This window comes from Janthinobacterium aestuarii, from assembly GCF_051380835.1.
In the GTDB taxonomy this organism is placed as follows: domain Bacteria; phylum Pseudomonadota; class Gammaproteobacteria; order Burkholderiales; family Burkholderiaceae_D; genus Janthinobacterium; species Janthinobacterium aestuarii.
The window spans coordinates 854,744-875,491 of record NZ_JBNYXU010000001.1; the positions used below are offsets into that span (position 1 = coordinate 854,744).

The following is a 20,748-nucleotide window of genomic DNA, read 5'->3' on the forward strand; positions in this document are numbered from 1 at the left end:
GCTATGCGTTCGTCAAGGTGGGCGTGCCGGGAATGGGGGAAGCGTAGTCCGGGCTGGCGCTGTGCCGGCCCGGACCGTACCGCGTCAGGCATTGGCGGTGGTCAGCTTGGTGCCGATCGTGCTGAAGGTCTTTTTCAGTTGCGTGCCGACGATGGTGATGGCGGCGATGATCACGACGGCGATCAGGGCGGCGATCAGGCCGTACTCGATTGCGGTGACGCCATCTTCTTCGCGGATAAAGTTTTTGATGAGGTTCATGACAACTCCTGGTGTGGTTAAGGTACGGCGGTGGATGAAACGGCATGGCGGTGTTGCTTCCTGGTGCTACGACCTGGCGTGCTCAAGGGCTTTCGCCCAGTGCCAGCAGTCCGATGATGCACACCACCGCCATGAGGGCCGCCACGAGCGCATAGCGGTAGAACGCAGCTTTTTCCTTGCCCTGCAAGTAGGTGATCAGGGATGTCGGAAGAAACTTGTCAAGGCGCATTCTGTGCTCCGTGTCGTGGTGGGCCGTGCGGTGATTTGCACTCCGGTAAAACCACTATAGAAGTTGGCACCTTGATCTACATCAGAAGAACATCCTTTTGTTGCAAGGAGGAACTGCTTGTTTTTTTCGTGACAATTGTCACGGTCGAGTCTGGCGCGCAGACGCAACGGCCGTGCCGCTGGCTGGCGAAGGGGAAGGCGGGGAGGAAATGCGCGGCCGTGGCCGCGCAGGGAGGCAGCAGGATCAGGCGCCGGGCGGCAATTGGCCCAGCTGGTGCTTGGTGGCGTAGGCGTACAGTTCCAGGCGGTTGTACACGCCCAGCTTGCGGTAGATCGACGTCAGGTGATTGCGCAAGGTGTGTTCGGAGATGAACAGCTGGTCTGCCAGCAGCTTGGCCGGCGTGCCGCTGCCGTGCACCAGCGCGGCGATGATCTTTCTTTCCTTGAGGGTCAGGCTGGCGATGGCGATGGCTTGCGCCGAACCGCCGCCGGGCTGGGTCAGCTGTGTCAGCATGCGTCCCAGCATCGCGTGTTCCAGCCACAGCTCGCCCTGGTACACCTTTTCGATGGCCTTCAAGACCATCTCCGCCGGCGCATCCTTGCTGACGATGCCGCGCGCGCCTTTCAGTACCGTCTGGTCGAGAACGGCCTGGTCGTGGCTGGCCGTCAGCACCAGCACGCGCGTGCTGCCATACTGCGCCAGCGCGGGCAGGATGGCCAGCGAACTGATGCCGCCCAGGTCCAGGTCCAGCACGATCACATCCGGTTGCAGCGCCTTCGCCTGCTCCAGCGCCTCGCTGCTGTCGGAGGCCGTGGCGACCACGCGCATGCCCGAGTGCTCGCCGCCGATCAGCCGCTCCAGACCCCACAGCATGGTCTTGTGATCGTCCACCAGCATGACGCTGATGACATGGCTGGCCGGTGGCATGTGGCGTAAGTCATTCATATGGGGATCTCGATCTGCACGGAGGTGTTGCCCAGCATGCCATGCGTGACGCGCGCCGTGCCGCCGAGGGCGGCGGCGCGCTCGGCCAGCGAGTCGGGCAGAAAATCGGGGACGTGCGCGGCGGCGCATTCGTTGTCGATGCTGATGTGCAGCGCGCCCTGCACGCAGGTCAGCTTGACGGCGCCGTGGCGCGCCGATGTATGCTTGCGGATATTGCTCATGCCCTCGTTGACGATCTGGAACACTTCGGCCGCCAGGCGGTCGTTGATGTGCAGGTCGCCTTCGATCTGCAGGGCGATGTCGATGCCATAGAATTCGCGGATCTGCGTGGCCTGGCGGCGCAGCGCGACCAGCAGTTCCGGCTCGCTTTGCACTTGCCCGTTCTTGAACGTGCGCGCGTAGCTGCGCAGGTCGGCGATCACCTGGCCCGACATGATGATCAGTTTTTCCAGTTCCGGCAGCAGCGGATTGCCCGGCGTGGCTTCGTTGCGCAAGGCGGCCAGGCCGTGGCGCAAGCCGATATACGGCTGCACGGCCGTGTCGTGCAGGTCGCGCGCGATCTTTTCGCGTTCGCGCGAGGCCGCCTGCGACGCCAGCCGGTCGAGCAGGTTGATGTTTTCAATGACGGGAAACGCCTGCGCGCCGATATGGCTGAGGAACAGGGCATCCGTCTTGCTCATGCTGGTGGCGGAGACGATAAAGATGCGGCCTTTGCCATTGCGCAGGGGCAGCGGCGCGCTGATGAAGGCGTGCGCTTCGAGCAGTTCGGCCAGGCGGGCGCCCGCCGCGTCGTCATGCCGCAGCCAGCGTCCGCTGTCGGGCTCGAGCATGCGCGCGCCGCCTATCCACGGCAGCCAGGGGCCTGCGGGCTGGTTGTACAGCGCGATTTTATCGTGCGGGAAAGCGAGCAGGGGACTGGCCGCGTCGTCGCTGAGGAGCGAGCTGGTGTGCACGACGCCCGTTGCCGTTTGCAGCACGCTGCGCAGCGACCAGACGCGCGTGCCCTTGTCCTGCATGATCAGCAGGCAGCTGCGGCCGTTGAAATAACTGCGGGTTTTTTCCAGCACCGAGGTAATGGTCTGGTCGACGCCGAAGCGCGGATTGGACAGCTGGCTGACATCGCGCAGCAGCGCCAGATGGCTGCGCTGCGTGATGGCCGAACCACCCCAGTAAGCGATCATGTAGCCGAGCGCCAGCAGGAAGGTGGTGCGCAGCAGCAGGCGCGACAGTTCCGCATCCGTTTCGCCGAACAGCGCCGTGGCGGCGAACAGGCCGGCCGAAGCGAGGGTGACGCGCGCGCCTTCCTCGAAGCCGCGCTGGAACGACGAGGTCAGGATGGCAAAGAAAAAAAACAGGAAGAATAAAGTGTTGTGGCTGCTGGTGGAAAACACGATCAGCGCATACCAGGCCACGTCGAGCCAGTACAGCAAGATGTCCTGGGGCAGGCTGAGGCCCAGTACTGCCAGCACGTAGAGCAGCAGGCTGTGCATGGTGTAGGCGGAAAAGATCAGCCAGGTAATCTTGCTCAGCTTGCCGGCGCTTTCGGGATCGATGAACAGAGTCAGCAAGGTGGCGCTCGACAGCAGCAGGCGCATGCCGTTCACCATGGTCGTATCCATGCCAGCACCCGGCAAGCCGGATTTGAGGGGAGGATCGAGATTCACAAGCGCTCCTGGCCGTGTCCCGCATGGTGAGCCATGCGCAGGGATAGATACCACAGATAAATTCTTGTTGTTGTTGCTGCAATCACTGACGAGTCTACGCACACGCCGTAAAGATGTCTACTGGAATCCTTTGTCCTGCGTTGCTTTTTTTGGCTCTGTCATCGGCAACTAGGGGAAAGGCCGGAATCTTCCCTTGGCCGTGCTGTCTGACTCTGCATATCAATCACGTAGGGAGCAGATCATGCGGCCAGCCGAATGGATCACCTTGATTGCGCAGTTTGCTCAGTTGAGCCAGCGTCAGCGGCAAGCAGGTATTGCCCTGCTACGTGGCAGCGCGCCGCACGACGCGACCGTCGCGCTGCTGGAAAGTGTCGCGCAGACGCGATTGGCCTGTCCCGCCTGCCACTCGGCGCACCTGCACCGGCATGGTCACGCGCACGGTCTGCAGCGCTACCGCTGTGCTCCCTGCGGGCGCACCTTCAATGCGCTCACCGGCACGCCGCTGGCGCGCCTGCGTCACAAGACCTTATGGCTCGACTACGCCGATTGCCTGCTGGCATCGGATTCCGTGCGCAAGGCGGCCAGTCAGTTAGGAGTGCACCGCAACACCACGTTTCGCTGGCGTCACCGGTTTTTATCGTTGGCAAAGACGGACCGGCCGCATGGACTGCATGGCATCGCCGAGGCCGACGAGTTATATCTGCTGGAATCGGAAAAGGGATCCAGAAACATGACGCGTCCGGCGCGCCGCCGTGGCGGCCATGACCGCCAGCGCGGTATATCGAATGAACAGGTCTGCATCCTGGTGGCACGCGACCGTACAGGCCAGACCCTCGACTTCGTCACGGGCAAAGGGGCGTTGACGAAGGCGCAGTTGCATCACTGTTTGTTGCCTGTCATCGACAAGGACGTGCTGCTGGTCACCGATGGCCATACCGCCTACCGGGCTTTTGCTCGGGAAGCTCGTATCAGCCACCAGGCCGTCAACTTGCGCGCCGGCATCCGCGTGCAGGGCGCCGCCCACGTGCAGAACGTCAACGCCTATCACAGCCGTTTGCGCGAATGGTTAGGGCCGTTTCACGGCGTGGCAACGCGCTACCTGCCGAACTACCTGGGATGGCGGTGGATACTCGACGCCGGGCGTATCCGTTCACCGGAAACGCTGTTGAAAGCAACGCTGGGTGCATTTCCACACCTGACGGTGACATAGCTTTTTTTTACAGCGGCTGCACCATCACGCGGTTGCGCCCGGCGCCCTTGGCCAGGTACAGTGCGCGGTCGGCGGCGCCGATCAGGGCGGCGATGGTCGGCTGCTGTTGCGGGTGCTGGGTGGCGATGCCGATGCTGACCGTGATGTGCTTGACGTCATTGCCCGTCTTGGCATGCGGAATGCGCAGCCCGGCCGCCCGTTCGCGGATCGCCTCGGCCATGCGCAGCGCCTGCGCCGCGTCCGTGTCGGGCAGGATGGCGGCAAATTCTTCGCCGCCATAGCGCGCCAGCAAGTCGGTGGGGCGCTGTAGCATGGCGGCCAGTTCGGCCGCCACTCGTATCAGGCAGTCATCACCTTGCTGGTGACCGTAATGGTCGTTGTAATCCTTGAAATGGTCGATGTCGATCATCAGCAGCGACAGGGGGCTGCCCGTGCGCATGGCGCGCCGCATTTCCTTTTCGATCGCCACGTCGAAGTGGCGGCGGTTGGCGATGCCGGTCAAGCCGTCGGCAAAGGTTTGCGAACGCAAGACCATGGTTTGTTCGCGCAGCAGCTTTTCGCGGCCCACGGCGATGGTCACATCATTGATCTGGATCAGGCAGTGGCGCGGCGAACCGGGCAAATTGATTGGCGTGACGGCGATCGCCTGCTGCATGCGCTCCCGGCCTTCGGCTGCGCCATGCGTGTACAGGGGAAACGGCGCCTTGTGCAGGGTTTGCGACAGCAGCGACTGGAAATTGTCGCGCAGGGCCTGGGTGATGGCCGAGGCTATGCGCTTGTGGCGCAATTCCGGATAGACGGCAAAGAAATCCTGGCCCAGCACGGCCTGGCACGCCGAGTGGCGCGCCATCCAGTGGTTCCACAGCACGATGCGGTGCTGTTCGTCGAGCACGATGGCGCCCAGGTTGACGGCACCGAGTATGCTCTCGAGCAGGGCGAGTCGGTGCAAGGCCTCCGGCATGATCGTCACGCCTGTCCCAGGACCTTGGCCAGATAGCGGCTGACCTGCTGCTTCAGGTCGTGCAAGGCAGACAGGTCGAGCACGAATGCCACATAACCGTGGATCTGGTGCTTGGATAGCACGAAGTCGATATGCAGCATCAGCACGACGGCGTCGTCATCGTCACCGCCGAACGAGGACAGGATTTCCGCGCTGGTGCCCACATGGTACAGGGGCAGCGAGCCATGCAGTTCACTGTCGAACAGGTTGGCCAAAGTTCCCACGCAGGAATTGAGGATGATGTTGCCGATTTCGCTCATCGCCTCCTGTTCCATTTCCGTCAGTTCCTGCAACGGCATGGCGTCGCCCACCATCAGGCGCACAATTTCCAGGCTCTTGTCTTCGGGGAACATCAAGATGGCTTCGGTGGCGAAGGCGCCATCGTAATGCTGGCTGACGCCGCAGATGCGTTCGCCATCCTTCTTGCTGCCCAGCAATGCAGCCGCGTCGGCACGGTTCAGGAAGGTGATCGACGGCACCGACATGGTGACTTCTTCATTGACGATTTCGCTCATCGCGGCCGCCGCATGGCCCACCCCGATGTTGAATATCTCTACGAGGGCATCGTTTTCGAGTTCGGAGAGATTGACCATGCTCACAGTCCCAGTGACTCGATCAGCTGGTGGATGCGCGTTTCCGTGATCGGTTTTTCCATGAAGCCGACGCCGAGTTCGCTGGCGCGGTTGCGGATGGCGTTTTGCACGTTGGCCGTGACGAGAACGATGTGCGTTTGCGGGCACAGCGCGCGCAATTGTTCCGCCGCCGCCACGCCGCCCATGCCGGGCATGTTGACATCCAGTAATATCAGCACAGGGCTGACAGTCTTGACTTTTTCCAGGGCTTCTTCACCCGTCGCCGCCTCAATCACTTGCCAGTCGGCATGTTTGCTGAGGATGAACTGATGCGACATCAAACGTGAAACCCGGCTGTCATCGACAACAAGTACCTGTTTACTGTGATTCATGTGCTATTCCTGGAACGTCATATCGGGCAATCGTGCCATTTTCGCATATTTTAGGGAGCATAGAGAGTAATTGGCTGGGAATTGCCCTGGAGCAAAGGTTTCCTGCTTCCCTGTTGTATTCCATCGCATGGCCCGTCATCATGGCCGGCTGGCCGGGCTGGCAATCCGTTAAAATAGCGGCATTCCTCACTTTAGCCTTTTTTTTGCCATGACCCAAGACGAATTGAAGCAAGCCGTAGCCCGCGCCGCCCTTAACTATGTGGTGGACGGCGAAATCATCGGTGTCGGCACCGGTTCCACCGCCAACTTTTTCATCGATGAACTGGCCAAGATCAAGGACCGTATCAAGGGGACGGTCGCGTCGTCCGAAGCGACGGCCGCGCGCCTGGCAGACCATGGCATTCCCGTCTTCGACTTGAACGACGTCGAGTCGATCGCCGTCTACATCGACGGCGCCGATGAAATCACGGCCAGCGGCGCCATGATCAAGGGCGGCGGCGCGGCATTGACGCGTGAAAAGATCGTCGCATCCGTCGCGAAACAGTTTGTCTGCATCGCCGACGGCTCCAAGCTCGTCGATACTCTGGGCGCCTTCCCGCTGCCGGTGGAAGTGGTGCCGATGGCGCGCGCCGCCGTCTCGCGCCAGCTGGCCGCGCTGGGCGGCACGCCCCGCTTGCGCCTGAAGGCGGGCAGCGATCAAGCGTTCATTACGGATAACGGCGGCGAGATCATCGACGTGCTGGGCTTGAAAATTGCCGACCCGGTGGCGCTGGAGCAGCAGATCAACCAGATCGTCGGCGTCATCGCCGTCGGCCTGTTCGCCGTGCGCGGCGCGAATGTCTGCCTGCTGGGCATGCCGGAAGGCGTGCGTACCCTGGCCTACTGATACGCAGCAGAAATCCGGGGGCAGTCACTGCGTGATCGGAATGCGCCTCACTGGGGCGCATTCCCCCGCCGGGTCTGACCCCAGCCTTCCATTTGCACCGCCCGGTACACGGCCACGGTGCGCAGCAAGCCACCGAGGAAGAGGCCGCTGAAGCAGCCATAGGCGAGGCAGACAGGTGCGATGAAGCCGGTCGCGTGGGCATAGGCCGGCGCGATGGCCAGGGTCACTGCCACCGCATATTTCATGCAGAAGATACTCATCATCAGGATCAATGGCACCCAGCTGCCGGGACGCTGTACGCTGATCCGTTCGGGAATGGCGACGATCTTGCGCGCATCGGTCAGCGTCCACGCCAGCGCCGCACCGGCCAGGGCGCCGATTGCCCAGGCGAACGGCGCCACGCCATCGAAGCCGAAACTGCCATGCACGCCGCTCAGCGACAGCGCCAGCATCACTATGGGAATGATGCACAGCTTGCGCAAAGTCACTTCGCGCGCGCGGCTGGCCAGCACGCCCCGGTAGACGAGAAAGCCCAGGATGGCCCAGACGTAGAGGGGAGTGTGGCTGAAGATTTGCTGCAACATGGTGTCCGCCTTGGAATGAGGTTGTCGATGGACGTACTGTGCCAGCCGGCGGCATGGGCGGCGAGCGGTGTGCGATGAAACGGGGCGGCGGTGCCGTGAAACGGCGGAGGCGGGCGTGAAACGCAGGTGAAACTGCCCGTGACGTGGTCACGGGCAAGCGATAAAACTTACTCGGTTGGCGGAACGTAACCCATGGCGGCATCGGCGCCATTGCCGAAGAAATGCTTTTCCATTTGCGTGGCCAGGTATTTGCGGGCGCGCGCGTCGGCCAGGTTCAGCCGGTTTTCATTGACCAGCATGGTCTGGTGCTTGAGCCAGGCAGCCCATGCTTCCTTCGACACGGATTCGTAAATCTTCTTGCCCAGTTCGCCCGGGTACGGCGGGAAATCCAGTCCTTCGGCTTCCTTGTTGAGTTTGATGCAGTGGATCGTGCGGGCCATCTGTGCTCCTGAATCAGTGTAGAGATAAAGCGTGATTATAAGGCACTTTGCGCCTGCCCTCGCGGGGCCGTCGCGGCCTGGCGACACGCCGTTTGCCGCGCCCTTGCGCTGGATCAAATTTGATCTGCGCCGCCCCAGCTAGTAAGATGCCTTATCGCGCCAGCCGCTGGCAGCGCCTCTTCCAAGCAAGTAGTAACAATTAACCAATATGGAATCCCTATGACCTCAGTGAAAGTCCATGGCATCGACGTCAGCAATACCGGCAGCTTCGCGCTGTTTGGCGGCATCAACGTGCTCGAATCGCGCGATCTTGCCATGCGCGCCTGCGAAGAATATGTGCGCGTGACGCAAAAACTGGGCATTCCTTATGTGTTCAAGGCCAGCTTCGACAAGGCCAACCGTTCATCGATCCATTCCTATCGGGGCCCTGGCCTGGAAGAAGGCATGCGCATCTTCCAGGACGTCAAGGCGGCGTTCGGCGTGCCCGTGATTACCGACGTGCATGAGCCATGGCAAGCGCAGCAGGTGGCCGAAGTGGTCGACGTGCTGCAATTGCCTGCTTTCCTCGCGCGCCAGACGGACCTCGTCGTGGCCCTGGCGAAAACGGGCAAAGTCATCAACATCAAGAAGCCGCAATTTTTGAGCCCCGGCCAGATGGCCAATATCGTAGAGAAATTCAAGGAAGCGGGCAACGATCAATTGATCCTGTGCGACCGCGGCACCTGCCTCGGCTACGACAACCTGGTGGTCGACATGCTGGGCTTTGGCGTCATGAAGAAGACGTGCGACGACCTGCCCATCATCTTCGACGTCACGCACGCACTGCAACAGCGCGACCCCGGTGGCGCCGCATCGGGCGGCCGCCGCCAGCAAGTGGCGGACCTGGCCCGCGCCGGCCTGGCCGTCGGCATCGCCGGCCTGTTCCTGGAAGCCCATCCTGACCCGGACAATGCCCGCTGCGACGGCCCCAGCGCCTTGCCGCTGGACCAGCTGGAACCATTCCTCGCGCAATTGAAGGCGCTCGACGACCTGGTCAAATCGTTTGCGCCGCTGAATATCAAATAACGATTTCAATGTAAAAAAAGCCCGGCATGCCGGGCTTTTTCTTTTTACAAGGTTTTGATGAGGACCTGCGACTTGCGCTGCCAGTTATACATATGCTGGCGGTCCTTCGGCAAATCGTCGACGGTGGCCGGCACGAAACCGCGCTTCTTGAACCAGTGCGAGGTGCGCGTGGTCAGCACGAACAGTTTGTTCAGGCCGGCGGCGCGGGCGCGGTTTTCCATGTGTTTCAGGATGCGCTCGCCGTCGCCCTGGGCTTGCACTTCCGGGTTGACCGTCAGGCATGCCATTTCCGCCATCTTTTGCGCGGGGAACGGATACAGGGCGGCGCAGCCGAAGATCACGCCGTCATGCTCGATGACGGAGAAATAATCGATTTCGCGCTCGATCAGCTCGCGGCCCCGCTTGACGAGGGTGCCGTCCGCTTCCAGCGGTTCGATCAGTTTGATGATGCCGCCCACGTCTTCGATGGTGGCCTGGCGCAGGCTTTCCAGGTTTTCATGGCTGATCATGGTGCCCACGCCATCATGGGTAAACAATTCCAGCAGGGCCGAGCCATCCATCGAGAACGGCACGATGTGCGAGCGCTCGACGCCGTTGTGGCATGCCTTGACGCAATGTTTTAGGTAAAACGCCGTGGCGTCGGGCAGGAAGCCCGCCATCAGCACGGCTTCGGCCTGGTGCGACGACAATTCGCGGATTTCCACGCCCGTCGCGTCTTCCATCATTGGCGTTTCGGTAATGAAAATCAGCTTGTCCGCGTGCAGGGCGATGGCGGCGCTGCAAGCCACGTCTTCCATCGTCAGGTTGAACGCTTCGCCCGTGGGCGAGAAGCCCAGCGGCGAGAGCAGCACCAGGCCGTCCGAACCGAGGATGGAATGGATGGTTTCCGCGTCGACCTTGCGCGTGATGCCCGTCAGTTCCAGGTCCACGCCATCGATCACGCCCAGCGGGCGCGCCGTGATGAAGTTGCCTGAAATGATACGGATGGCCGCATGCGACATGGGCGTGTTCGGCAAGCCTTGGCTGAACGCGGCCTCGATATCGAGGCGCAGCTCGCCGGCGGCTTCCTTCGCGCATTCCAGCGCGGCGATGTCCGTGATGCGCACGCCATTGTGGAAGCGGCCTTCGACGTTACGCAGGGCCAGCTGTTCCGCCACCTGCGGCCGCGAGCCGTAGACGACGGTGACATTGATGTCCAGCGCATGCAGCAGGGACAAATCATGGGCCAGCACCTGCAGCGCCCCGGCGCTGACGAGTTCACCGGGGAAGGCGACCACGAAGGTCTTGCCGCGAAAGGCGTGGATGTAGGGCGCGACGGAGCGCAGCCATTGGACGAATTGGGTAGGGTTTTCCATTAAGCGCATTATAATTCGCTGCGCGATGTGCGCGCTTAAAATACCTGTAAAAAACAATGTCTTCAGCCAGCAATAAGTCTTCCCCTCCTTCCAACGTTGCAAATGTGCCCGCCAGCGGGGATGTTGCCGCGCCTGCCGCCGCGCCTGCGCCGGGCCGCCAGCGCCCGCCCGTGAGCCAGCAAAGGCAGCAGCCGCCGCGCGCGGAACAACAGAAACAGCAACAGCAGCAGCGTGCGCCGCGCCCGCCGCGTGAGGGGCAGGAAAGCCGCGAAAGTCGTGACGCAGCCCGCGCCGCGCGCGAGGCGGAAAAGACTTTCCGCAATCCGCTGCCGCCGATTACGTATCCGGAAGACTTGCCCGTCTCGGGCCGGCGCGAAGAAATCGCCAAGGCCCTGCTGAACAATCAGGTGATCATCGTCTCGGGCGAGACGGGTTCCGGCAAGACGACCCAATTGCCGAAGATTTGCCTGGAGCTGGGGCGTGGCCAAAAAGGATTGATCGGCCACACGCAGCCGCGCCGTATCGCCGCTTCGTCGACGGCCAAGCGCATCGCCCAGGAACTGGGCACGCCGCTGGGCGAAACGGTCGGTTTCAAGGTGCGCTTTGCCGACACCTTGACGAAGGGCGCGTCCGTCAAGCTGATGACGGACGGTATCTTGCTGGCCGAGACGCAGACCGACCCGTTGTTGAAAAACTACGACACCATCATCATTGATGAAGCGCACGAACGCAGTCTGAACATCGATTTCCTGCTCGGCTACCTGAAACAGCTGCTGCCGCGCCGGCCCGATTTGAAAATCATTATCACGTCGGCCACCATCGATGCGGAACGCTTCGCGCGCCATTTCGGCACGCCGGAAAAGCCGGCGCCCGTGATCGAAGTGTCGGGCCGCTTGTACCAGGTCGAAGTGCGCTACCGTCCCGTCGAGCGTGAACAGGTCGCCATGCCCGGCGCCGCCAATCCCGACAAGCCTGGCCAGCGCACGGCGAATGTACGTGTAGCCGCGCGCGAAAAGCGCGACCTGATGGATGCCGTCGTCGATGGCGTGGAAGAGCTGTGCCGGATCGGCTCGGGCGACGTGCTGGTGTTCCTGCCGGGCGAGCGCGAAATCCGCGACTGCGCCGAAGCGCTGCGCAAGCACCATCCGCCGCACGTGGAGATTTTGCCCCTGTTCGCCCGCCTGTCGGCCGAGGAGCAGGAGCGCGTGTTTAAAACCAGCAATGCGCGCCGCATCGTGCTGGCCACCAACGTGGCGGAAACCTCGTTGACCGTGCCCGGCATCCGCTACGTGGTCGACGCGGGTCTGGCGCGCGTGAAACGCTATAGCTACCGCAACAAGGTCGAACAGTTGCAGGTCGAGCCGATCGCCCAGTCGGCCGCCAACCAGCGCGCCGGGCGTTGCGGCCGCGTGGCCGACGGCGTCTGCATCCGCTTGTACGAAGAGCAGGATTATTTGCTGCGCCCGAAATTCACGGAGCCGGAAATCCTGCGCTCCTCGTTGGCCGCCGTCATCTTGCGCATGAAGTCATTGCACCTGACGGACGTGGAAACCTTCCCCTTCATCGAGCCGCCGCTGGCGCGCGCGGTGGCCGACGGTTACCAGCTGCTGCAGGAACTGGGCGCCGTTGACGAGGTGAATAAACTCACGCCGCTGGGCAACAAACTGGCCAAGCTGCCGCTCGACCCGCGCGTGGGCCGCATGATCCTCGCCGCGCTCGACAACGCGTGTCTGACGGAAGTGCTGATCGTCGCTTCCGCCCTGTCCGTGCAAGACCCGCGCGACCGCCCGATGGAACACCAGCAGGCGGCCGACGAAGCGCACAAGAAATTTGCCGATGAAAAGTCGGAATTCTTGAGCTACCTGAAAATCTGGCGCTGGTTCGAATCGGCCATCGAGCACAAGAAAACCAACCGCCAGCTGCAAGACAATTGCCGCACGCATTTCCTGTCGCAGATGCGCTTGCGCGAATGGCGCGACGTGCATTCGCAGCTGCTGACCATCGTCAAGGAGCAGGGCTGGCGATTGAACGAAGCGCCGGCCACCTACGACAATCTGCACATGGCCTTGCTGACCGGTTTGCTCGGCAATATCGGCTTCAAGGGCGAGGACGAGCCGGGCGCCGGGTATCTCGGCGCGCGCGGCATCAAGTTCCATATCTGGCCCGGTTCCTCGCTGCTGAAAAGGCCGGGCAAGTGGATCATGGCGGCCGAGCTGGTCGACACGACGCGCCTGTATGCGCGCTGCGTGGCGCAGATCCAGCCCGAGTGGCTGGAAAAAGTCGGCGTGCATCTGTTGAAGAAATCGTGGGGCGAGCCGCGCTGGGAAAAACGTTCGGCGCAAGTGACGGCGTCGGAACGCGCGACCCTGTACGGCCTGGTGGTGTACAGCCAGCGCCGCATCAATTACGGCAATTTCAACTTGCCGGAAGCGCGCGAAATCTTCATCCGCGACGCCTTGGTCGGCGGCGACTTCGACACGCGCGCGCCGTTCTTTGCGCACAACCATAAACTGATCAAGGACATTGAAAACCTCGAGCACAAGTCGCGCCGCCTGGACGTGCTGGTCGACGATGAACTGATCGCCGCCTTCTACGACCAGCTGCTGCCGGCGGACGTGTGCAACGGCGCCGGTTTCGAGAAGTGGCACAAGGAAGCCACGCGCGACAATCCGAAGCTGCTGTATTTGAATCGCGAAGAGCTGATGCGTCACGAGGCGGCCGGCGTGACGACGGACCTGTTCCCGAAAACCATGTCCGTGACGGGCCTGGAAATGGGACTCACGTACCACTTCGAGCCAGGCAGCGTGCGCGATGGCGTGACCTTGAGCGTGCCCTTGTATGCCTTGAACCAGTTGCCGCGCGAGCGCTGCGAATGGCTGGTGCCGGGCATGCTGAAGGAAAAGGTGCATCTGCTGCTCAAATCCCTGCCGCAAAAGCTGCGCCGCCACTGCGTGCCGCTGCCCGATTACGCGGCGAAATTCTGCGAGCGCGTGCATGCAGCGGGCGTGTTCGGCCGCGGTGACTTGATCGACGCTATCATCGCAGACATCCGCACGCAGATCACGATCAATGTGCTGACGACGGACTTCAAGCCGGAAACCCTGCCTGCCCATCACTTCATGAATTTCAAGGTGATCGACGAGCATGGCCGCCAGCTGGACATGGGCCGCAACCTGGCCACCTTGCAAGCGGAATTCGGCGGCCAGGCGCGCCAGAGCTTCCAGAAACTGGCCGAAGTGTCGGGCGTTTCCGGCACGGGCACGCCCGGTGCCAAGGTGGCGGGTGCGCAAGTGGCGTCGCGTCTGCAAGCGCAGGCGCAGGGCGCCGCCGCCAACGCGGCAGCAGGCAAAGGCGGTGCGCCAGCCAAGGGCGCAGCTGCTGCTGCCGCGCCAGCGTCCGGCAATGCCACCGTTTCGCAGCACATGGGCTTGACGGGCTGGACCTTTGGCGAATTGCCGGAGTTGCTGGAAATCGTGCAGGGCAAGCTGACCCTGATCGGCTTCCCCGCGCTGGTCGATAAGGGCACGCATTGCGACCTGGAAGTGTTTGACGACCCGACCGTGGCCGCCCGCACGCACAAGGTGGGCTTGCGCCGCCTGTTCGCGCTGCAAATGAAGGAGCAGATCAAATACGTCGAGAAAAGCATCCCCGGTTTGCAGCAGATGGGCATGCAATTCATGGCCCTCGGTTCGCAGGAAGAGCTGCGCGAGCAAATCATCAACAAGGCGCTCGACATCGCCTGCCTGCAAGATCCGCTGCCGCTGGACGCCGCCTCGTTCGCCAAGCGCCAGGTCGAGGGCAAGTCGCGCCTGGTTCTGCTGGTCAATGAAATCGCCCGTTTGCTGTCGCAAGTGCTGACGGAATTCCACGGCTTGCCCAAGCGCCTACAGAATATTCCTGCAGCGGCCGCCACCGATATCCAGTCGCAGCTGCAAGGCCTCGTGCATAAACGCTTCCTGACGGAAAACGAGTACACGCAGCTCGCGCATTTCCCCCGCTATCTGAAGGCGATCAACGTACGCCTGGAAAAACTGCGCGCCGACCCCGCGCGCGACACCAAGTTGATGGCCGAATGGCAATCGGCCGCTGCGCCGTATCTGCGCCAGGCCAAGGACCGCCAGGCCGGCAAGAATACGGATCCGAAGCTGGTCGACTTCCGCTGGATGCTGGAAGAGCTGCGCGTGTCGTTGTTTGCGCAGGAATTACGGACGCCGATGCCGGTTTCTGCCAAACGCCTGCAGAAGGTATGGGAGTCGATGCAGCGGTGATGGCGCCTCTATAAACCTACTGCGCAGCTCACTATCGCGTCGGCGTTGCTCACCGTACTAGAGTACGGTTGCGCTACTCAACGCGATATTGAACTTGCTCGCTACGGTTTCTAGAGGCGCCTTGACGCTAACGATGGGCAGCAACATGCTCCGCTAATCCATCCTACCCGACCTACCCGGCTCAAGTGCGCTTGTTGAGATCATCATCATCGCTGAGCGAGGAGCGCGAGCCCAAGTCGCCCAGGTCGCCCTGGCTGCTGCCCGTGCCGGCGCGGCTGCCGCTCATGGAGCTGCCGGTCAGGCTGCCTTCGCTGCCCGATTGCAGGCTGGCGCCGCTGCGCAGGTCGCTGCCGGATGGCATGTGGCTGCCTGCCATGGCGCCGCTGCCGTAGCGCGTGCTGCTGCCATAGAACGCTTCCATCTGCTGGTTCCAGGCTTCGCTGCCCATGTCGGGCCAGTTGTTCTTGTCGAAGCCGGGAGCGTTTTTCAGCAAGTCTTTGTCGACGTTCAGCAGGAAGCGCTTGTTGACGGTGTCCAGGGTCAGGCGTTCCCAGGGCACGGCGAACAGCTTGTCGCCCATGCCCAGGACGCCGCCGAAGGACAGCACGGCGTAGGCGATCTGGCCGGTGCGCATGTCGAGCATGATTTCCTTGATGTCGCCCAGCTCCTCGTCTTCGTGATTGTAGACATCGTCCCCGATCAGGGTATCGGCCCCCATCAGGGCCGGCCCCGGGCCGTCGTGGTTACGGTACATGCCCAGGATGTCGCGGTCCAGATAGCTCATGGTATTTCTCCTATGAAGTGCTGATCGAACATCCAGATTAAGCATACGCACTATGTGGCGTTTGATCTGCCTCAATGGTGCCAGCGGCACTTTTATCGGTGTGCAAACGTACGGTGCTGTCAGCCAATTGCGGTACTCTATGCGTTCCAAGGAGGAGGCCGCACATGCTGATGACGCAACGATGCAGTGGGATGAACTTGCGGTACGCTCCACAACGACACGCACGCCGCGTGCCATGGTAAAGCCCGCCACCAAATGGCTGCGCGGGTTATTGCGCGCCGGTAAGGCGCAGCAGCGCACGGCGACCAAGCTGGCCAAGGTGCTGTTCGGCCCCGTGCCAGCCAAGCCCAAGGCCAAACCCCGCAGCAAGCCCGTGCTCAAGACCAAGGCCAAAACAATCGCCAAACCACGCGCCAGGCCCGCCAGCGACGCCGTACCCTCGCTGGCGCCCTTTGCCACGCCCCTGTCGCCACCGCGCGTGCGCAAGCGAACGGCGCCCCCGCCGGGCAAGTGGCTGGCCGCCCACTATGCGCCGCTGCCGGAACTGGGCCAGTTGCCGGGCCGGCGCCTGCCGTATTTCCTGTATCTGCCCGAGAAGGCGCCGAGCGTCGCCATGCGCAGCCGGGGCCGGCCGCTGCTGGTGATGCTGCATGGCTGCGAACAGAGCGCCACGCAGTTTGCCGAAGGCACGCGCATGAATCGTCTGGCCGAGCGCAAGGGCTACGCCGTGCTGTATCCGCAGCAATCGTTGCGCTCGCATGCGCGCCGCTGCTGGAAATGGTATGACAAGCTGACGCAGGAGGGCGGCGGTGACGTGCGCCTGATCGTCGGCGCCATCGAGCAGGTGGCGGCCCGCTATGCGATCGACCGCGCGCGCATCTATATCTGCGGTATTTCCGCCGGCGCCGGCATGGCGCATATCGTGGCCCTGAATCATCCCCATCTGTTCGCGGCGCTGGGCCTGCATTCCGGGCCCGTCTTTGGCGCCGGGCATAACCTGATCGGGGCGCTGGGCGTGATGCAACATGGCGCTGCAGCCCGCGCCGATGCGGCCATCGATGAAGTGCTGGCGCGCCAGCCCGCCTTTCCCCGCCTGCCCACCATCCTGCTGCAAGGGCTGGCCGACAAGGTGGTGCGGTCCATTAACCAGACGCAGCTGGTGCGCCAGAGCGTGCGCGTCAACCGCTTGCCGTTCGATACCGTGGTGACGGCACAGCGCCTGCCTGGCGGCGCGGCGGGCGGGCGCAATCCGGCCCATGCGTATGCGCTACACGATTATCAGGTGGGCAAGGATGTGCTGCTGCGCGTGGCGCAGGTCGAGCACCTCGAGCACGCGTGGAGCGGCGGCGACGCCAGCCTGCCGTTCAACGACAAGGCCAAGCCCGACGCCAGCAAGATGCTGCTCGATTTCTTCGCCAGCCACCGCCGCCGATAAGCGGGCGTGCCGCGCGCCGCAACGGTGCGCTGGCACTGGTACGCATCGTTCTCCCTTTCCCCGCAGGCCGCGGCCAGCGCGCCGGCACGCTGGCCGCGCCCTTTTCAGCGCAGATTTCCAATCTCGCAGTACCATGGATTTCATTCAAGTGGTATTGCTGCGGTATTTAAAAATAACAAAAACAGGTGCTAAAAATACAAATTGGTATACAATTGGTACACGTTTTCAGTGTGAAACCGTGTTCGCCGTCCCATGCCCCGACGGCTGATACGCACTGACGGCAGCCACCCACGTTACGGAACGCGCCATGTCCATCAAGTCGAAGCAGTTGCTGTGGTTTTTTGCGTTTTTCCTTGTCTTTGAGCTCAACATCTATCTGTCGAACGACATGATCATGCCGGCGATGCTGGGCATCGTCGAGGAGTTCCAGGCGGAAAAAAAGTTCGTTCCCCTGTCCCTGAGCCTGTATCTGCTGGGCGGCAGCTCGCTGCAGATTTTCCTCGGGCCCCTGGCGGCCTGCATCGGCAAGCGCAAGCTGGTGTTGACCGGCAATACCTTGTTCCTGCTGGCCACCTTGGCCGTGCCATTGACCGCCTCGATCGAGCAATTTCTCGCCGTGCGTTTCATCCAGGGCATGGGCTGCTGCTTCATCTTCATCGGCTATGCCATGATCCATGAACTGTTCGACGACATGGCGGCCGTCAAGCTGAGCAGCATTTTGTCGAGCACCACCATCCTCGCGCCCCTGGCCGGCCCCATCCTCGGCAGCGCCATCATCAGCCGGCTGGACTGGCGTTACGTTTTTTTCCTCTCGGGACTGCTGGCGCTGCTGTCCTTGCTGGGCCTGTTCAAGAGCATGCCGCGCACGGCGCCCAAGGTCACGCGCCCGGACCTGGCCGCCATCGTGCGCAGCTACGCGGCCATTTTCAGCAACGGGCGCTTCATGTTCGGCATGTTCACGGCAGGGCTGGCCACCGTGCCCCTGACGGCCTGGATCGGCTTTTCGCCCATCTTCGTGCTGCAGGAAATGGGCGCGTCCTACGCCACGTATATCGCCCTGCAATGCGTGATCTTGTCGGGCTTTGTCCTCAGCAGCATCGCCATCCAGCGCCTGCGCCAGGATTTCCCCCTCGTCTCCCTGCTGCGCATGGGCGGGCTGATCGCGGCCGCCGGCATGCTGGGCGCCGGCGCGGGCCGCCATCACGTCGACGTGTTTGCCGCCTGCATGTTTGTCTATTCCATCGGTTTCGGCCTGTTCAACGGCGCGCTGATCCGCAGCGCGATCACGGCCAGCAAGGAGGCGATGACCTTGACGACGGCCGCCATGAGCTTGCTGTACTGCATTTATCTGTCCGCCTGGCTGCAGTTGTACAACGTGCTGTGCCAGCGCTTCGGCTATGCGCTGGAAACGTATGCGCTGCTCAATATTCCCGTCATCGTGGCCATCACGGCCTGCCTGCTGCTGTTTACGCGGGGCATGGCGGGACGCCGGGAAAGCGTGGTGCGGCTGGCCCGGCACTGATGGCGCAACGATGCGTCTGTTCTCGACCTTGCTTTACCTCCTGCGAAGTTTATTGACACTCTCCTGCGGAAAATGGTGCGCCCATGAAAATAGATGACCTGGCCTCGAAACACGATCAAGCAAAGATTTTCAACCTCGAATACGAGTTCCGCATCAACCGGCTGAAACTCGATTACATCACCCTGGCCGATGTCCGGCCGGCCGGCAGCGACCTGGAGCAACTGGCCGTGGAGCACCAAACGGGCATCGCCGCCCTGCGCAGCTTCGTCTCCCTGAACTTCAATCATTTCAACGCCGCAAGCTGCTCCTCGCTCAGCTGCATCCCCACGCGCGCGCTCGGCGACGACGAGCGCTACCTGCACCGCATCTGGATGGGCGGACCGTTGCCGGCCATCGCGGCCGAAGCGATCGGGCAGTGGGGCGCGGCGCTCGACGAGGTGCGGCGCAACGGCGGCGCGCCGTACGTTTCCATCCTGTGGGTATGGGATGCGCAGCAGCTGCGCAATGACGAGCGCTTCAGCCCCACGGGCGGCGCCGGGCGCTACACGATAGGCCGCTACGCCATCGGCGGCACGACCCTGCATATCAACTCGCTGCGCGCGCTGGCGCTCGATTTCGCGCCGGCCCGCTTCGACACCCTCGATACCCTGCATACGCAGCGCTACTTCGCCACCTTGTCCGATTATTTCCGCATCCTCATCATGTGCGAATACGGCGGCCTGTATATGGATGTCGATACGATCCCGCATCATCCGGCGACGATTTTCCTGATGAAGCCGGAAGTGCCCGATTATTTCCAGCGCAAGGATGGTGACGGCGAAGAGCGCCGGCATGTCAGCTGGATGAATCTGTTTCTCGATGAAACGGGCATGCTGATCGCCAAGAAGAACGATGCCGCGCTGCGCGTGATCCAGCGCAATGTGAACCTCGCCTATGCGGGCATCGACGCGCAGGTTCCCCGTTCCTGTCCGCAATTCGAGGCGCGGCTGTTTGGCCAGTTCTATGCCGAATGGAAGAAAAACCTGGGCGTGACCGTGCTCAGCCATGCCGAGTTCTACCAGCGCTATTGCGTGCTGTATGACGGCGCGCGGGAAGCGGTGGTGGGCGGCATCCGCGGTATGCGCTTGCTGGACGATATCATTACCGACATGCACATTCCCTTGAGCGACGAGGAACGGCGCGCGTATGCGCGTTGTGTGGCGCGGCTCGACGAGATCGGCTGGCAGCTTGACGATCCTATGATCCTGCCCGACATCGTCGATGTGTTCGATATCGAGGAAGTACCGCGCATGGCGTATGCGGCCCAGCTGCGGGCCGACATCGACCATTTTCACTATTACTCGGTGCTGTCGGACGACCCGCAGCTCGACCGCGTAAATACCGTCTTTTGCCGCTACCTGCTGGCCCACCGTTCGCAGCATATTGCCGCCGGTGCTTTCTGGCGCCCGACCGTCGGCCGCCACGGCAGGCGCATGCCGGCCGTCAGCGATGCCGCCCCGCCAGGTGACGAGGCGCAGGCGGATCTGCTGTCGCATGCGCCTCTCACGCTGGTGCGGGGCGAACTGCTGGACGACGAGACGAAGAACCGCATGGCGAAGCTGCTGTTTGCCACCAGCTACCTCGAATACTGCTCGTTCGGCAATAAATTGAATCTGCAATTCGTCGAATTGCAGCGGCGGCAAAACATCGACCCGTATCTGGCGCACATCCACGGCCTGTATGACGAGGACGAGCGTTTCATCGGCTTTTTCACGGCCGCGACGATGGACGAGTTCCAGGCCTGCGGCGCCGTCTCCTATTACCGCGACGACATGAAGGCGCTCGACGATGCGTATGACGCCTTCGTGCTCGCGCATGCGCGCGCCGACGACTGTTTCGTCAGCAGCCTGGCCATCGACGAGAAATACCGGGGCCAGGGTTTATTCAGGCAGATGTTCCATGAAATCCGCGACCTGGCCAGCCGCAAGGGCTGCGCGCGTATTACCTTGACGGTGTGGGAAAAGAGCGAAGCGCTGCAAGTGTATCTGCACAAGGGTTTTCGCAGCGTGGGCACGTTCGATTATGCCTACAGCCTGTTCTATGACCGGCTGCATTTCCTCGTGTATGAGGGTAACTGAGGAGGAAATTGAGGAAGCAGGG

The 20,748-nt window shown here is 62.3% G+C and carries 18 protein-coding genes; 7 read left to right on the forward strand and 11 right to left on the reverse strand.

The genetic code is table 11. The annotated features are described in order from the left end of the window. Positions 1 to 84: 84 nt before the first annotated feature. The 4 genes from ACQ4WO_RS03885 to ACQ4WO_RS03900 form a co-directional block, all read right to left on the reverse strand. Entirely contained in the window at positions 85 to 258 is a 174-nt protein-coding gene (locus ACQ4WO_RS03885; protein ID WP_070222439.1) for a Flp family type IVb pilin, read from the reverse strand. 82 nt (positions 259 to 340) lie between these two features. Continuing rightward, positions 341 to 487, reverse strand: a complete 147-nt coding sequence (locus tag ACQ4WO_RS03890) for a hypothetical protein (RefSeq protein WP_436480302.1) — start codon at positions 485 to 487, stop codon at positions 341 to 343. A 243-nt stretch (positions 488 to 730) separates the two neighbouring features. Next, positions 731 to 1,432, reverse strand: coding sequence for a response regulator (locus ACQ4WO_RS03895; protein ID WP_436480303.1), 702 nt, complete (start codon positions 1,430 to 1,432; stop codon positions 731 to 733). Then, complete coding sequence (locus ACQ4WO_RS03900; protein WP_128142249.1) at positions 1,429 to 3,096, reverse strand: sensor histidine kinase; 1,668 nt, start codon at positions 3,094 to 3,096, stop codon at positions 1,429 to 1,431. Before ACQ4WO_RS03900 ends, ACQ4WO_RS03895 begins: the two co-directional genes overlap by 4 nt. Before the next feature lie 241 nt (positions 3,097 to 3,337). Here ACQ4WO_RS03900 and ACQ4WO_RS03905 point away from each other — a divergent pair, with 241 nt between their 5' ends. Further along, complete coding sequence (locus ACQ4WO_RS03905; protein ID WP_436480304.1) at positions 3,338 to 4,306, forward strand: IS1595 family transposase; 969 nt, start codon at positions 3,338 to 3,340, stop codon at positions 4,304 to 4,306. A gap of 7 nt (positions 4,307 to 4,313) precedes the next feature. On the opposite strand, the gene ACQ4WO_RS03910 is transcribed toward ACQ4WO_RS03905, so the two are convergent. The 3 genes from ACQ4WO_RS03910 to ACQ4WO_RS03920 are packed head-to-tail and all read right to left on the reverse strand — an operon-like array spanning position 4,314 to position 6,270. Beyond that, the gene (locus ACQ4WO_RS03910; RefSeq protein WP_436480638.1) at positions 4,314 to 5,267 is read right to left on the reverse strand and encodes a GGDEF domain-containing protein; all 954 of its coding nucleotides are present in this window, start codon (positions 5,265 to 5,267) and stop codon (positions 4,314 to 4,316) included. Positions 5,268 to 5,272: 5 nt separating this feature from the next. Further along, positions 5,273 to 5,899: a chemotaxis protein CheC gene (locus ACQ4WO_RS03915; protein ID WP_034750807.1), complete on the reverse strand. Its 627-nt coding sequence runs from the start codon at positions 5,897 to 5,899 to the stop codon at positions 5,273 to 5,275. A gap of 2 nt (positions 5,900 to 5,901) precedes the next feature. Then, on the reverse strand, positions 5,902 to 6,270 hold the full coding sequence (locus ACQ4WO_RS03920) for a response regulator (RefSeq protein WP_092710869.1): 369 nt from the start codon (positions 6,268 to 6,270) through the stop codon (positions 5,902 to 5,904). A gap of 208 nt (positions 6,271 to 6,478) precedes the next feature. On the opposite strand from ACQ4WO_RS03920, the gene rpiA reads away from it, so the two are divergent. After that, a complete protein-coding gene (gene rpiA, locus ACQ4WO_RS03925; RefSeq protein ID WP_436480305.1) occupies positions 6,479 to 7,156 on the forward strand; it encodes a ribose-5-phosphate isomerase RpiA in 678 nt (225 codons plus the stop codon). 47 nt (positions 7,157 to 7,203) lie between these two features. Here the strand turns inward: rpiA and ACQ4WO_RS03930 are convergent, their stop codons facing one another. Both ACQ4WO_RS03930 and ACQ4WO_RS03935 read right to left on the reverse strand, forming a co-directional pair. Beyond that, positions 7,204 to 7,740, reverse strand: a complete 537-nt coding sequence (locus ACQ4WO_RS03930; RefSeq protein WP_436480306.1) for a DUF6622 family protein — start codon at positions 7,738 to 7,740, stop codon at positions 7,204 to 7,206. A 167-nt stretch (positions 7,741 to 7,907) separates the two neighbouring features. Next, the gene (locus tag ACQ4WO_RS03935) at positions 7,908 to 8,180 is read right to left on the reverse strand and encodes an oxidative damage protection protein (RefSeq protein ID WP_436480307.1); all 273 of its coding nucleotides are present in this window, start codon (positions 8,178 to 8,180) and stop codon (positions 7,908 to 7,910) included. A 219-nt stretch (positions 8,181 to 8,399) separates the two neighbouring features. On the opposite strand from ACQ4WO_RS03935, the gene kdsA reads away from it, so the two are divergent. Beyond that, entirely contained in the window at positions 8,400 to 9,245 is an 846-nt protein-coding gene (gene kdsA, locus ACQ4WO_RS03940) for a 3-deoxy-8-phosphooctulonate synthase (protein ID WP_034750794.1), read from the forward strand. Positions 9,246 to 9,289: 44 nt separating this feature from the next. Here kdsA and argA read toward each other — a convergent pair whose 3' ends face one another. After that, the gene (argA, locus tag ACQ4WO_RS03945) at positions 9,290 to 10,600 is read right to left on the reverse strand and encodes an amino-acid N-acetyltransferase (RefSeq protein ID WP_046685875.1); all 1,311 of its coding nucleotides are present in this window, start codon (positions 10,598 to 10,600) and stop codon (positions 9,290 to 9,292) included. 56 nt (positions 10,601 to 10,656) lie between these two features. Between argA and hrpA the strand changes: the two genes are divergently transcribed. After that, positions 10,657 to 14,868: an ATP-dependent RNA helicase HrpA gene (gene hrpA, locus ACQ4WO_RS03950; protein ID WP_436480308.1), complete on the forward strand. Its 4,212-nt coding sequence runs from the start codon at positions 10,657 to 10,659 to the stop codon at positions 14,866 to 14,868. A gap of 181 nt (positions 14,869 to 15,049) precedes the next feature. On the opposite strand, the gene ACQ4WO_RS03955 is transcribed toward hrpA, so the two are convergent. Further along, positions 15,050 to 15,652 (reverse strand): PRC-barrel domain-containing protein, encoded by a 603-nt coding sequence (locus ACQ4WO_RS03955; protein ID WP_139091511.1) that lies wholly within the window; start codon positions 15,650 to 15,652, stop codon positions 15,050 to 15,052. Between the two features lie 235 nt (positions 15,653 to 15,887). On the opposite strand from ACQ4WO_RS03955, the gene ACQ4WO_RS03960 reads away from it, so the two are divergent. From ACQ4WO_RS03960 to ACQ4WO_RS03970, 3 genes are all read left to right on the forward strand, one after another. Next, complete coding sequence (locus tag ACQ4WO_RS03960) at positions 15,888 to 17,087, forward strand: extracellular catalytic domain type 1 short-chain-length polyhydroxyalkanoate depolymerase (protein WP_436480309.1); 1,200 nt, start codon at positions 15,888 to 15,890, stop codon at positions 17,085 to 17,087. Between the two features lie 307 nt (positions 17,088 to 17,394). Next, positions 17,395 to 18,609, forward strand: a complete 1,215-nt coding sequence (locus ACQ4WO_RS03965) for an MFS transporter (protein WP_436480310.1) — start codon at positions 17,395 to 17,397, stop codon at positions 18,607 to 18,609. A gap of 83 nt (positions 18,610 to 18,692) precedes the next feature. Continuing rightward, on the forward strand, positions 18,693 to 20,726 hold the full coding sequence (locus tag ACQ4WO_RS03970; protein WP_436480311.1) for a GNAT family N-acetyltransferase: 2,034 nt from the start codon (positions 18,693 to 18,695) through the stop codon (positions 20,724 to 20,726). Positions 20,727 to 20,748 lie beyond the last annotated feature (22 nt).